12 protein-coding genes are annotated in these 11,937 nt (G+C 48.6%); 6 read left to right on the top strand and 6 right to left on the bottom strand.

Annotated features, from left to right (window positions below; genetic code table 11):
* Positions 1–101: 101 nt before the first annotated feature.
* Positions 102–707 (top strand): TIGR04211 family SH3 domain-containing protein, encoded by a 606-nt coding sequence (locus tag TSUB_RS14390; protein ID WP_087018892.1) that lies wholly within the window; start codon positions 102–104, stop codon positions 705–707.
* A gap of 88 nt (positions 708–795) precedes the next feature.
* Here TSUB_RS14390 and TSUB_RS14395 read toward each other — a convergent pair whose 3' ends face one another.
* Positions 796–3,081, bottom strand: a complete 2,286-nt coding sequence (locus TSUB_RS14395) for an AAA family ATPase (protein ID WP_159064863.1) — start codon at positions 3,079–3,081, stop codon at positions 796–798.
* A gap of 129 nt (positions 3,082–3,210) precedes the next feature.
* On the opposite strand from TSUB_RS14395, the gene TSUB_RS14400 reads away from it, so the two are divergent.
* Complete coding sequence (locus tag TSUB_RS14400; protein ID WP_087018896.1) at positions 3,211–4,443, top strand: multifunctional CCA addition/repair protein; 1,233 nt, start codon at positions 3,211–3,213, stop codon at positions 4,441–4,443.
* A 104-nt stretch (positions 4,444–4,547) separates the two neighbouring features.
* On the opposite strand, the gene TSUB_RS14405 is transcribed toward TSUB_RS14400, so the two are convergent.
* The 4 genes from TSUB_RS14405 to folB form a co-directional block, all read right to left on the bottom strand.
* Complete coding sequence (locus TSUB_RS14405) at positions 4,548–5,333, bottom strand: hypothetical protein (protein WP_087018898.1); 786 nt, start codon at positions 5,331–5,333, stop codon at positions 4,548–4,550.
* Positions 5,334–5,563: 230 nt separating this feature from the next.
* The gene (locus tag TSUB_RS14410; protein ID WP_087018900.1) at positions 5,564–6,370 is read right to left on the bottom strand and encodes an undecaprenyl-diphosphate phosphatase; all 807 of its coding nucleotides are present in this window, start codon (positions 6,368–6,370) and stop codon (positions 5,564–5,566) included.
* The gene (folK, locus tag TSUB_RS14415; RefSeq protein WP_087018902.1) at positions 6,370–6,885 is read right to left on the bottom strand and encodes a 2-amino-4-hydroxy-6-hydroxymethyldihydropteridine diphosphokinase; all 516 of its coding nucleotides are present in this window, start codon (positions 6,883–6,885) and stop codon (positions 6,370–6,372) included. Before folK ends, TSUB_RS14410 begins: the two co-directional genes overlap by 1 nt.
* Positions 6,882–7,238 (bottom strand): dihydroneopterin aldolase, encoded by a 357-nt coding sequence (gene folB, locus TSUB_RS14420; RefSeq protein WP_087018904.1) that lies wholly within the window; start codon positions 7,236–7,238, stop codon positions 6,882–6,884. The genes folK and folB overlap by 4 nt, the downstream gene beginning before the upstream one ends.
* A 158-nt stretch (positions 7,239–7,396) precedes the next feature.
* Between folB and plsY the strand changes: the two genes are divergently transcribed.
* The gene (gene plsY / locus TSUB_RS14425; protein ID WP_087018906.1) at positions 7,397–8,020 is read left to right on the top strand and encodes a glycerol-3-phosphate 1-O-acyltransferase PlsY; all 624 of its coding nucleotides are present in this window, start codon (positions 7,397–7,399) and stop codon (positions 8,018–8,020) included.
* A gap of 82 nt (positions 8,021–8,102) precedes the next feature.
* Here plsY and tsaD read toward each other — a convergent pair whose 3' ends face one another.
* The gene (gene tsaD, locus TSUB_RS14430) at positions 8,103–9,128 is read right to left on the bottom strand and encodes a tRNA (adenosine(37)-N6)-threonylcarbamoyltransferase complex transferase subunit TsaD (RefSeq protein WP_087018908.1); all 1,026 of its coding nucleotides are present in this window, start codon (positions 9,126–9,128) and stop codon (positions 8,103–8,105) included.
* 183 nt (positions 9,129–9,311) lie between these two features.
* On the opposite strand from tsaD, the gene rpsU reads away from it, so the two are divergent.
* The 3 genes from rpsU (at position 9,312) to dnaG (ending at position 11,888) form a co-directional block, all read left to right on the top strand.
* Positions 9,312–9,527: a 30S ribosomal protein S21 gene (gene rpsU, locus TSUB_RS14435; protein ID WP_086939748.1), complete on the top strand. Its 216-nt coding sequence runs from the start codon at positions 9,312–9,314 to the stop codon at positions 9,525–9,527.
* A 26-nt stretch (positions 9,528–9,553) separates the two neighbouring features.
* The gene (locus TSUB_RS14440) at positions 9,554–9,997 is read left to right on the top strand and encodes a GatB/YqeY domain-containing protein (protein ID WP_087018910.1); all 444 of its coding nucleotides are present in this window, start codon (positions 9,554–9,556) and stop codon (positions 9,995–9,997) included.
* A gap of 157 nt (positions 9,998–10,154) precedes the next feature.
* Positions 10,155–11,888 (top strand): DNA primase, encoded by a 1,734-nt coding sequence (dnaG, locus tag TSUB_RS14445; RefSeq protein WP_087018912.1) that lies wholly within the window; start codon positions 10,155–10,157, stop codon positions 11,886–11,888.
* The last annotated feature ends 49 nt before the right edge of the window (positions 11,889–11,937 follow it).

Raw genomic sequence — 11,937 nt, forward strand, 5'->3', positions numbered from 1 at the left:
AAGGAGAGGGGTCATCTCCCTCTCCATGGTTGCACCCTTCTCATAAAGTTCTTACTATCTCAGCTTCAACATAAAAAATTAGATTCGTGAAGGATCCCGCAGTGAAGCATTTTATTCGCCTCATTCTTTTGGCTTGCGCTCTATCCGCCCCAGCCCATGCTCAAACCAAGTATATCTCTGATGACTTGTTTACTTATATGCACTCTGGTCCTGGCACGCAGTACCGCATACTAGGTAGCGTTAACGCTGGCGCAAAAGTAACCCAACTCGAAGCCAGCAGTGGCTACATTAAAATCAAAGACAGCCGTGGTCGTGAAGGTTGGATCAAGAATGATTTCATCACCAACACGCCTGGGCTCAAAGAGCGCTTACCTGCGCTTGAGAAAGAGCTCACGGAAACCAAGGCGAAACTTGCGACAGCAGAACAAGATGCTGACCAACGCAATGCCAGCTTGGTCTCTTCACTGAAAGATCGGGAAGATAAAATTTCTGATTTGGAAGAGCGTAATCAGATGCTAAGTGAACGCTTAAACGCTGCCGAGACGGAAGTGGGCACTTTGAGTAAGAAACTCGATACACAACACAATGATCTACTCATGCGCTGGTTTATGCGGGGTGGTATGGTTGCTGGTGGCGGACTTCTACTTGGCCTGCTGCTTCCCCACTTGATTCCTCGCAAGAAGAAATCGCCGAGCGGTTGGGCTTAAACTGGCCTTCCAATCTTGCTTGTGAAGAAAAAACAACAAGGGCTCGTCAATGACGAGCCCTTGTCTTATTCATTGTTCAGTGTCGCGTTTACCACTCTGATAATGCTGGCATACTGAAGAGATAGTTTTCGAACCCCATCTCAACATGGTTCGGCGCTATCTTCTCTAAAGTTAGGCCAGGTGCGATTTCATCACCTTCAAACAACTCTCGGTCATTCACTTTCACCCAACGCGCACCCGCTGTAGAGGCATAAATATGGGTTTGAAAGTTCAAGGTTGGCAAGCGATCTTGTACAGCCAAAGGCAATTGACCAATAGGAACAACACTCGGCTCTGTGCTTGATTCTTCCGCAACCACAGCGTCTTCTGTGGACGTTGCCGATGTCGTGCGCTCTGCCTCCTCACCGGCCTCTAGTGCGGCTTGCACGCGTTTCGCCAGCTCAGGGGAAAGTTCCGACAGATCAAGCTCTATGGGGTTATCACCGCCCGAACTCACCGTCTCTGTCTCTCGTCGAGGTACTTGCTCTGCAACCACTGGGGCTTCCAATACGGGAGAGGTGAGCTCTGTTTCAGGCGGTGCGGTTAACAGCAAGGGATTTCCGGCCGGCAGCTGAGGGTAAGGTGCAAAGGTATATTCGCCATCAATGCGCGTGATCTTGCGCTCCAGAGGCATCAAATCAGGACCAGACAACCTCAGGGCGGACTGCAATGACATCAAGGTCATCGGCCCCGGAATTCCATCTGCGTCTAACAGTTGATTCTGCTGGAAGCGCGACACACGATTTCGCATAGCCGGCGTCAAGGTACGAGTGTTGAGCTGGCGCTCACCCAGTACCAATGCCAAACGTTGATCAAGCCATCTTACTGGCTCACCACTTTGACCTGGTAAAATGACCGTGTCAGCAAACGGCGGCTTCCAAAGCCATAACGACTCGCCCAACCAATGTGATTCAAACCAGTCATGGCTCACAACAACCTTATAGCCGTCAATCAGTAGCTCGATTTGATTTTCATCAACCGCATAAACCACCGCATAAAGTGTGGCATCTTGTTGATAAAGCGTCACGACCGCAGGCTTATCGACCATCCGCAGCAAAGGGAGTGAAACCGTACTTTGATAACACTGCATCGGCCCACTGGCCAATAAGCCACAATTAGACTGGGGATATGCCAACGCAATCCCCCACAGCCTTGCGAGTGTACGCAATGCTTGTCGTTCGTCGCCCACCAGCGACCAAACATCATCGGGGTAACTTACTGGTTGTACTGGCATGACAACGATGGGCTCAACAGTGGTCGTTTCTGCTAGCGTCGTCTCAACTGCTGTTGATAGCGCCGCCGTAACCACTGAGGCAATGTCATCAGATTGAGCAACCAATACCGTACTGGCATCGCTGACACCGACAGAGGAGGCTTCAACCTCGGCAACAGGTTGTGCTGATTGCAATGTTGGCACGGTAAACCAAGGATAGGTTTTGTAACCAACCACCCCAACTAGCGCAAGCCCGATAGCGGCTGCCACTAGGGTGGTTTTGTTTTTTTGCGGCTCGGTATCTATCGTTAAAGATTGCCAATCAAGGACGTGATCACAGGCTTGCCCTGCAATATCTGCCGTCACGATGCGCTTACCCTGCTGGCAAGCAATCTGCATCGACTTATCGCAAACCAGATTAATCAAACGCGGAATACCCATGGTGCGTTTGGCAATCACCGTCATCGACTTAGCATTAAAAATTGTCTCTAGGCAATCGACTGTTTGTAAGCGATAACCAATGTAACTGGCGACTTCGGTCTCGGTTAACGGCAGCAGGTGGTAGCGAGAGGTAATACGCTGCGCTAGCTGACGCAAATTATCTTGCTGTAAAAGCTGCTGGAGTTCAGGCTGGCCGATCAGCACCACTTTTAATAACTTACGATTCTCGCTCTCAAGGTTCGTCAGTAAGCGCAACTGCTCAAGCACATCGGGCATCAAATGTTGGGCTTCATCAATTATGAGCACCGTTTGCTTGCCGGCCGCCTCATTACTTTTCAACTTATCAAACAAGGTGTCGGTCAGTTGCTTTAAGCTATTTGCATCGGTATAGCTTAGTGCCAGCTCATCACACAGGCTGGCCAATAACTCATTCGCAGAAAGACTTGGGTTGAGGATAGTCGCAACCTGAGTATTTTCTTCTAGACGCGAAATCAGTGCGCGAAGTACCGTTGTTTTCCCGGTCCCCACTTCGCCAGTCAATAGTGCAAAGCCACCACCATCAGCGAGCCCTGAAACCATATGGTTCAACGCTTCGCGGTGACGTTCACTCAAGTAGAGAAAACGGGCGCTTGGAATAATGGTAAAGGGCGATTCCTTTAACGAGAAAAAATCCTTGTACATAAACGTGGGTCCGAGATAAACAATCGTCGACAATAGTGCCACAATAAGGGCCAAGAACATATTCTGAATGCGTTGAGATTCGTGGATTGATGCGAGCCAACCTGCATTCATGCAGAAAACGGGACAAATATGGAAACTTTTCTTGTAGGTGGCGCGGTACGTGACACCCTACTCGGTTTAACCGTAAAAGATCGTGACTGGGTCGTTGTCGGCGCGCATCCGCAACAAATGCTGGATCTCGGTTACACACAAGTTGGACAGGACTTCCCTGTATTCCTTCATCCAGAAACAAGAGAAGAACATGCACTGGCGCGTACCGAACGTAAATCTGGTTCAGGTTATACGGGCTTCACCGTCTACGCGGCGCCGGATGTCACCCTAGAGCAAGATTTGATCCGCCGCGATCTGACCATTAATGCCATGGCTCAGGATGCCAAAGGCAATATTCATGATCCTTTCAATGGTCAGCAAGATCTTGAAGCCAAACGCCTACGTCATGTTTCCGCCGCATTTAGCGAGGATCCTCTTCGAGTACTCCGCGTGGCACGTTTTGCAGCGCGCTATGCCAATCTCGGTTTCCATGTCGCTCCAGAGACACTTACACTAATGATCGACATGTCGGTCTCTGGGGAGCTCTCTGCGCTAACCGCTGAGCGCGTGTGGCAAGAGTGGCATAAATCACTGACGAGCGAACGCCCTGATGTCTTTTTAGAGACGCTACGATTCAGTGGCGCGTTGCATGTCATCATGCCTGAAATTGATGCCCTTTTCGGTGTGCCTCAGCCGGAACAACATCATCCAGAAATTGATTGTGGCATCCATACTTTGCTTGTCGCTAAGCAAGCCGCCACTGAAAGCGATGATCCTGAGGTCCGATTTGCGGCGCAACTCCATGATCTAGGAAAAGGAACGACACCTAAAGAGGAGTGGCCGCGACACATTGCTCATGAAAAACGTGGCATTAAGTTGGTCAAGCAACTCTGTCACCGTCTCAAAGTCCCCAACAGTTACCGAGATCTAGCGTTAATTGTTTGTGCAGAACACACCAATATTCATCGCGCGATGGAACTCAAACCGAGTACGCTGACGAACTTGTTTGATCGCATTGATGCATGGCGAAAACCAGAGCGCGTAGAAAAATTGGTGACTGCGTGTCGAGCCGATAGCCGAGGTCGAATCGGTTTTGAGGACAACGCTTACCCTCAAGCAGACTATGTGTTGGCGTGTTTCACTGCGGCACAAGCCGTCGATGTCAAACCAATCGTCACCGCTGGGTATAAAGGTGCTGATATAAAAGCGGAATTAAATCGACAACGCGCAGAAGCCGTAGCGTCGGTTAAAGCTCAGCAAGTCACCGATTAACGGCGTCTCCATATTCAGCGGGTTCGATCTTTCTGGTAACCGAGAAACCAAAAGAGCCGAATGGCTCGGCTCTTTTCCTTCACCATCACAAGACGCCGGCTAAGTTAATAGCCAAATGCTGGCGCTAATACGGGATGCAAGTGCTTCATAAAATCAGCTTCAACATGAATCACGTTCCACTGCAGTGCGACATCATAGTTCGCTGAGAAGTAATCGATAAACACGCGTAAAGGGCTGCCAATTTCATAAGTACGTAAGGTAAAATCGGTGTCATCAAGATGTGGCTTACCATCCGACACCGCTAAGCCATGTTTAAACTCAGGCATCAAATAGTGCTGACGCTGCACCGTGTTGTCGCAGCTCCACTGTACACACTCCTCAAAGCCGAAAAAGTTGGATTCTTCAATCCCCCGTGTTTCTTTCTCATCCATGCTGGCATCATGGTTCCATACTGAAGGCCAAATATGCCCTTCACTTATAAGTTCTGGACTAATCACCCAACTCAGTTGATTACGCACACCATCATGCTTCCCATTTTGCGCATACACATCAACCGACGAGTAAGTCACTGTGAGTACATCCTCCTCCCAGTAACAGCGCGAAGGATAAACCTGACCATGCCTTTCATCGTCATAACTAAACTCACACACGGCCTCCAGTGATTCGACGCTCATGCCGTAAATCGTTGCCGCTTCAAGATACCAGTCAGGCGTCGGTCGCGAAGGCACATCGTCACCAGGCGCAGGGATTGGACGTGGTGGCGTCACATCATCAGGTTGAGGACGTTCAACCGGAGCGTCAGGCAACGTTGAGCTTGTGTCGTCTGAGCCCGAGGAATTGCAACCCACTAGCGTCGCCAGAATCATTGCTACAAAGCTGAGTTTTTTCATCAGTACAATCTCTTAGGTAAATCAATACTCATGCGCCTTCACTAACAGGCCACATAAAAAACAGTGTTTCTTTAATGGACTTCATTATGCAATTGAACATCGTTTCAAATAAACTTAATAAGTCTTATCAGCCTCATTAGCAGAACTTATGAGCAACACGGTTAGCGCATATCAAGAAGAGAAAGAAGAAGAGCAACGCGCTAGGTTGATACCTAGCGCGCACAGTAGAGTTAACTACCTAAAAGGAGAAAGCCCATTAAGAAGACACCCAGAGCTAAGCGATAGATGACAAAAGGTAACATGCCGACACGGGTCACAAGCTTTAAGAAGAGATGAATACATGCATAAGCACTTGCGAACGAGACAAAGATACCGACGAGGAGTGGCATCATAGCGATGGTCGCCCCAGTTGCCACTGTTTTTGCACCTAGGTATCCACCTGCGGCTAAGATAATTGGCATCGACATCAAGAAAGAAAAACGTGCTGCCGCTTCACGATTAAAACCAAGGAACAGTGCTGCTGTCATGGTGGCGCCAGATCGTGAGGTACCCGGAATCATGGCTGCCGCTTGTGCAAAACCAATGATCAAGGCTTTTTTCCATGTCGCTTGGTACTCGTTGTATTCAAGACGTGAGGTTTTATCAGCCCACCATAGCAATAAACCAAACACAATGGTGGTACACGCGATGACATACGCAGAGCGCAAATACGCATCAATGAAATCATCCAGCACAAAGCCAAGAATACCTGCAGGCAAGGTAGCGACAATGATCAACCAAGCGAGTTTTGCTTCTGGGCTACGATCCCCCTTAAACATGGACGCTATCCAAGCCGTAAATAAGGCGACAACCTCTTTGCGGAAATAGATCATAACCGCCGCTAAACTTCCCACATGCACCGCGACATCAAACGCTAACCCTTGATCGTCCCAACCTAACACTGCTGAAGGCAAGATCAGGTGCGCTGAACTGGAGATAGGTAAGAACTCCGTCAGGCCCTGAATCAAAGCCAACACAAAAGCTTCAATAGCGCTCATTATTTTTCCTTATTGTTGTAAAAGTCCCAATCAACTGCCTGTAATGACTGTGTTTGCATCGGAGGCTGCAGAGAGAGGGACTGCCATAGTTCTAGTAGAGTCTTAGAGTGACCCGGCACCAAAAGTTCCGGCGCGAGCTCACTCATTGGTAACAAAACAAAAGCGAATTTAAACAGATCGTTGCGGGGAAGCGGGTAAGGCGATACCGAAGTTTCTTGACCATACAAAATGACATCAAGATCTAAGCAACGTTGTCGATAGCCCTGCTGTTGCACTTCTGGCTCATAACGTTGTTCAATGGCTTTCAATGCGCCGAGTAATCTATCAAGCGAGAGTGACGTTTCCATTTCAACAATAAAGTTGAAATAGTTCGCCCCCTGATACCCAACAGATTCAGCCTCATATAAAGTAGAGAAACGCAGCGACACACCCAATGACGCTAGCGCTTCGCAACCTAATCTGACATGTTTTTCTCGCTCAATGTTGCTACCAACACTGATGAATACACGTGTCACGCGCGTTGCCCGCGTTCAATAACAACACCCACACCGCGCGCATTCACGACGGCGCCGGGCTTAGTAAGACGAATTTTCACCCAAGGCACACTGAATTTTTGCTGAATCAATGCCGCGACTTCTTCCGCAACACGTTCTACCAATAAAAAGCGCCCATTCGTGACGTGGTCAGTCACGGCTTGACTCACACTGGCATAATCCAATGCATCGACAACATCATCACTCTTACCCGCTGGGCGGTTATCGTGTGCCATCTCAATATCAAGCACCAACTTTTGCTTGATCTCTTGCTCCCAGTCATACACACCAATTGTTGTGATAACTTCAAGTTGTTCAATAAAAACGCAATCCATCTGTGAAACCTAGCCAAAATAATCTACAGGTCGGATACCCAATACGCCTAAAAGCGCGTATTATCAGGTGATAAAGACATCGAACTATATCACAGGTCAAACTCGCACCGCACAGGTTGTTTCGTCAATCTAACGTCGGTGAGCATATGGAAGGCAACATGACGGCATCGGTATTTCTGATTATCATCGCAGCTTACTTACTGGGTTCTGTATCCAGTGCGGTGCTAATTTGTCGTCTGTACGGTTTACCCGATCCTCGCGAAACAGGTTCTGGCAACCCTGGCGCGACCAACGTACTGCGTATGGGTGGAAAAAGCGCCGCCCTCTTGGTACTCATTTGCGACATATTGAAAGGCATGTTGCCCGTTTGGGGAAGCTACTTTATTGGCTTGAACCCGCTTTATCTTGGCTTTATCGGTATTGCCGCTTGCCTCGGCCATATCTACCCTATCTTCTTTCATTTTAAAGGTGGGAAAGGTGTTGCAACGGCACTGGGTGCGCTGGCACCTATCGGTGCTGACTTAACGGGCTTATTGATCGCCGTTTGGCTTGCTGTTGTTGCTGCAAGTGGTTTCTCTTCCCTCGGCTCCGTTGTCACCGCGCTACTTGCACCGCTTTGTACTTGGTTCTTTAAACCGGAGTACACCATGGCCGTCTCCATGCTGTCATGCCTTATCTTATGGCGACACAGTGAAAACATCGCCCGCTTGATTAAAGGTAAAGAAAGCAAGATTTGGCATAAGTTTGATAAGAAAAGAAAGCAAGAAGAGTCGACGGGATAACCCTTTGTCATTATTAATGCACATAAAAAAACGCAGCTTATAATGCTGCGTTTTTTGTAGCTGGCTAAAATGCGCGGTCTATTTACTTGCTCACACTAACGGGTGTCAGTTGATCAAGAGGCCAGCGCGGATACGCTTTCACGCCAAGATCGAGCACTTCGCCGTTCTTTAGGCGCTGCATACCTGCATAAGCGATCATCGCACCGTTATCGGTACAGAATTCATTACGCGGGTAATACACTTTACCGTTCATTTTGGTCATCATCTCGGCGAGCTGCTCGCGTAAATACACATTCGCACTCACACCACCCGCAATCACCAAGCGTTTACGGCCTGTCTCTTTCAATGCACGCTTACATTTTATCGCCAAAGTATCGACAACCGCTTGCTGAAAGGCAAAGGCAATATCTGCGCGTGTCTGTTCATCATCTTCATTGGCGCGAATGGTATTCGCCGCAAATGTCTTTAGGCCTGAAAAACTGAAATCAAGCCCTGGACGATCTGTCATTGGACGAGGAAAAGTAAAACGCCCTTCAGTACCATGCTCGGCTAACTTAGCAAGCCGTGGACCGCCCGGGTAATCCAATCCCATTAACTTCGCCGTTTTGTCAAACGCTTCACCCGCGGCATCGTCAATGGACTCACCCAAGATGGTGTACTCACCAATCTCTTTCACATCGACCAACAAGGTATGACCACCCGAAACAAGTAGCGCCACAAAAGGGAACTCGGGGACATCATCTTCTAGCATAGGTGCCAGCAAGTGTCCTTCCATATGATGGACAGGTACCGCAGGCACATCCCATGCGTAAGCGATACTGCGTCCGATGGTCGCGCCCACCAGTAACGCGCCCACCAACCCAGGCCCCGCAGTAAATGCGACACCATCGATATCATCTTTGGTTAAATTCGCTTGCTTCAGTGCAGCCTGAATCAAGGGAATCGTTTTTTTCACATGATCACGTGATGCTAACTCAGGAACAACGCCCCCATAATCAGCGTGTAGCTTAACTTGACTGTAAAGTTGATGTGCCAGTAAGCCTTTTTCATCATCATAAATGGCGATGCCCGTCTCATCACAAGACGTTTCAATGCCGAGAATTCGCATACTTACCTCTGATACTCAGCGCGATTTGCGCACATGTTACCCTCGCTGCCAGAAATTAACCAGTTCATTGCAGCAATTTGCTTTACAAAGCCCCATAGTTCGGATTAAAATTTCGCACCATTTTTAAACAGCTGGCACTTTTGGCCGTCAGCATAAACGAACACACTCTGAGGTGAGTATTACATGCCAGTAATCAAAGTACGTGAAAACGAACCGTTTGACGTAGCACTACGTCGTTTCAAGCGCTCTTGCGAAAAAGCAGGTATCCTTTCAGAAGTTCGCCGTCGCGAGCACTATGAGAAGCCAACCACTGTACGTAAGCGTGCTAAAGCAGCAGCGGTTAAGCGTCACCTGAAAAAATTGGCTCGTGAAAACGCGCGTCGCGTTCGTCTGTACTAATCACTGATTAGCAGAAGGAACCTGACATGACTCTGATCGAGCGTCTTAAGGACGAACAAAAAGCGGCGATGAAGGCGAAAGACAAACCTCGCCTTGGTACCATCCGCTTAGTAATGGCAGCAATTAAGCAACGTGAAGTCGATGAGCAAATGCCGCTTACCGATGAAAACATCATTGCTGTGCTGACCAAAATGGTAAAGCAACGTCGTGATTCAGTTGCGCAATACACAGAGGCAGGTCGTCAAGATCTTGCGGATGTAGAGCTTGCTGAAATCGCTGTACTAGACGAGTTTATGCCTCAACCACTGAGTGACGATGAAATCGCTGCTCTTCTGGATGAAGCCATCGCTGCGACTGGTGCTGCCTCTATGCAAGACATGGGCAAACTGATGGGCGTGCTGAAACCACAAGTTCAGGGTCGTGCCGATATGGGGAAAATTAGCCAACTCGTGAAAGCGAAACTCGGTTAATCCCTTTATCAACCTTTGCAACAAGCCGTGTCATCCATTTGATTGGATTACGCGGCTTGTTCGTATCTAAAAACCACTCACATAATACTTTAGCGCATTGATAATTTAGTGCTTTAACGTATTCTGTTTTGCAAATTGTTCCAAGGTAGCAGCACGTATGGCAGGACTGATTCCCCGTTCCTTTATTGATGACCTCTTAGCGCGAGTAGATATCGTCGAGCTCATTGATGCCCGGGTGAAGCTAAAGAAAGCCGGAAAAAGCTACACCGCGTGTTGCCCATTTCATAACGAGAAAACGCCTTCTTTTTCTGTCAGCCAAGAGAAGCAGTTTTATCACTGCTTTGGTTGTGGCGCGCATGGTAATGCCATTGACTTCGTCATGGAGTTTGATCGCCTTGAGTTTCCTGATGCTATCGAAGAAATCGCCAACTCGCTTGGTTTAGAGGTACCCCGCGAGCGCGGTAATGGCCCTTCTGGTCCAGCCAAGGAAGAAAAACGCAGCCTCTACGAAATGATGGGGCAAATAGCCCAGTTTTACCAAGGTCAACTGCGCCAATACCCTGATGCCATTGAATATCTAAAAGGTAGAGGGCTGAGTGGCGAAGTCGTCAAAGCCTTTGGAATCGGTTATGTAGACGATCAATGGGACCAAGTCAGACAACGATTTGGGCGCGATCCAGAGTCGCAAAAAGGCCTCGTGTCTGCCGGTATGTTAATCGAGAACGAGAATGGCCGTCGTTATGACCGTTTTCGTGGGCGTGTCATGTTTCCCATCCGCGACAGACGCGGGCGTGTTATTGCTTTTGGTGGTCGAGTGCTCGGTGATGGCACCCCAAAATACCTAAACTCACCAGAAACACCGCTCTTCCACAAAGGTAGAGAGCTTTACGGTTTGTATGAAGTCATGCAGGCGCATCGAGAACCGGAGCAAGTTCTCGTTGCTGAAGGGTATATGGATGTTGTGGCGCTTGCTCAGTTTGGCGTGGATTACGCCGTTGCAGCACTAGGTACTGCGACAACGGGCGATCACATGCAAACGCTCTTTCGCCAAACCAGCACCGTCATCTGTTGTTATGACGGTGACCGAGCAGGTCGTGATGCCGCATGGCGTGCAATGGAACAAGCGTTACCGTATCTCAGTGACGGAAGACAACTTAAGTTTATGTTTTTACCCGACGGTGACGACCCTGATACGTTTATTCGTAATCAAGGCCGAGACGCGTTTGAAGAGCAGGTAAAACAAGCAACACCGCTAACCAACTTCATGTTTGATACCTTGATGCGACAGGTAGATACCAGTACACGCGAAGGGCAGGCCAAACTGAGTACACTAGCGGTGCCACTGATAGATAAAGTACCAGGCGGTACTTTACGGTTATATTTGCGAGAAATGTTGGGAAAAAAACTGGGTCTACCTGACGAAGCCCAGCTTTCACAACTACTCTCTAAACATGGTAGTGTCGCCGCGGCGAAACCACCTCAGCCAGAGATGAAGCGAACCCCCATGCGTGTGGTGATCGCCTTGCTATTGCAAAATCCATCTCTCTCTGAAGGCGTCCCTGAAGTCACAGGATTAGGCTCACTGAAGGTGCCGGGGATAAATTTATTGATAACGTTGGTTGATAAATGTCATTCCAACCCCAATATCTCTACTGGCCAGTTATTAGAGCACTGGCGTAATACAAAAGATGAAGCCATCTTATCTCAACTCGCGAGTTGGGATCTTGCAACGGATGACGACATCGTAGAAACAGTTTTTAACGACGCATTGGACAAAGTGTTTGCCCAGTGTGTTGAGCAACAAATTGCAACCTTGCTAGCTAAAAGCCGAACAGAAGGCCTTTCGGACGTAGAAAAACAAGAGCTCGCGATGCTCATCTCGTCTCGTTGACAAAGTAGCCAGCAATACTGAAATTTGTTATATTTGGCGGTTTGCGTTT

Origin of the sequence: Thaumasiovibrio subtropicus (assembly GCF_019703835.1) — a bacterium.
GTDB lineage: Bacteria > Pseudomonadota > Gammaproteobacteria > Enterobacterales > Vibrionaceae > Thaumasiovibrio > Thaumasiovibrio subtropicus.

What these genes read in the sequence shown, in the direction of transcription:
- TSUB_RS14395 (WP_159064863.1), bottom strand. Translation starts at nt 3,081, where the DNA reads ATGTACAAGGATTTTTTCTCGTTAAAGGAATCGCCCTTTACCATTATT.
- TSUB_RS14400 (WP_087018896.1), top strand. Translation starts at nt 3,211, where the DNA reads ATGGAAACTTTTCTTGTAGGTGGCGCGGTACGTGACACCCTACTCGGT.
- TSUB_RS14405 (WP_087018898.1), bottom strand. Translation starts at nt 5,333, where the DNA reads ATGAAAAAACTCAGCTTTGTAGCAATGATTCTGGCGACGCTAGTGGGT.
- TSUB_RS14410 (WP_087018900.1), bottom strand. Translation starts at nt 6,370, where the DNA reads ATGAGCGCTATTGAAGCTTTTGTGTTGGCTTTGATTCAGGGCCTGACG.
- folB (WP_087018904.1), bottom strand. Translation starts at nt 7,238, where the DNA reads ATGGATTGCGTTTTTATTGAACAACTTGAAGTTATCACAACAATTGGT.
- plsY (WP_087018906.1), top strand. Translation starts at nt 7,397, where the DNA reads ATGACGGCATCGGTATTTCTGATTATCATCGCAGCTTACTTACTGGGT.
- tsaD (WP_087018908.1), bottom strand. Translation starts at nt 9,128, where the DNA reads ATGCGAATTCTCGGCATTGAAACGTCTTGTGATGAGACGGGCATCGCC.
- rpsU (WP_086939748.1), top strand. Translation starts at nt 9,312, where the DNA reads ATGCCAGTAATCAAAGTACGTGAAAACGAACCGTTTGACGTAGCACTA.
- TSUB_RS14440 (WP_087018910.1), top strand. Translation starts at nt 9,554, where the DNA reads ATGACTCTGATCGAGCGTCTTAAGGACGAACAAAAAGCGGCGATGAAG.
- dnaG (WP_087018912.1), top strand. Translation starts at nt 10,155, where the DNA reads ATGGCAGGACTGATTCCCCGTTCCTTTATTGATGACCTCTTAGCGCGA.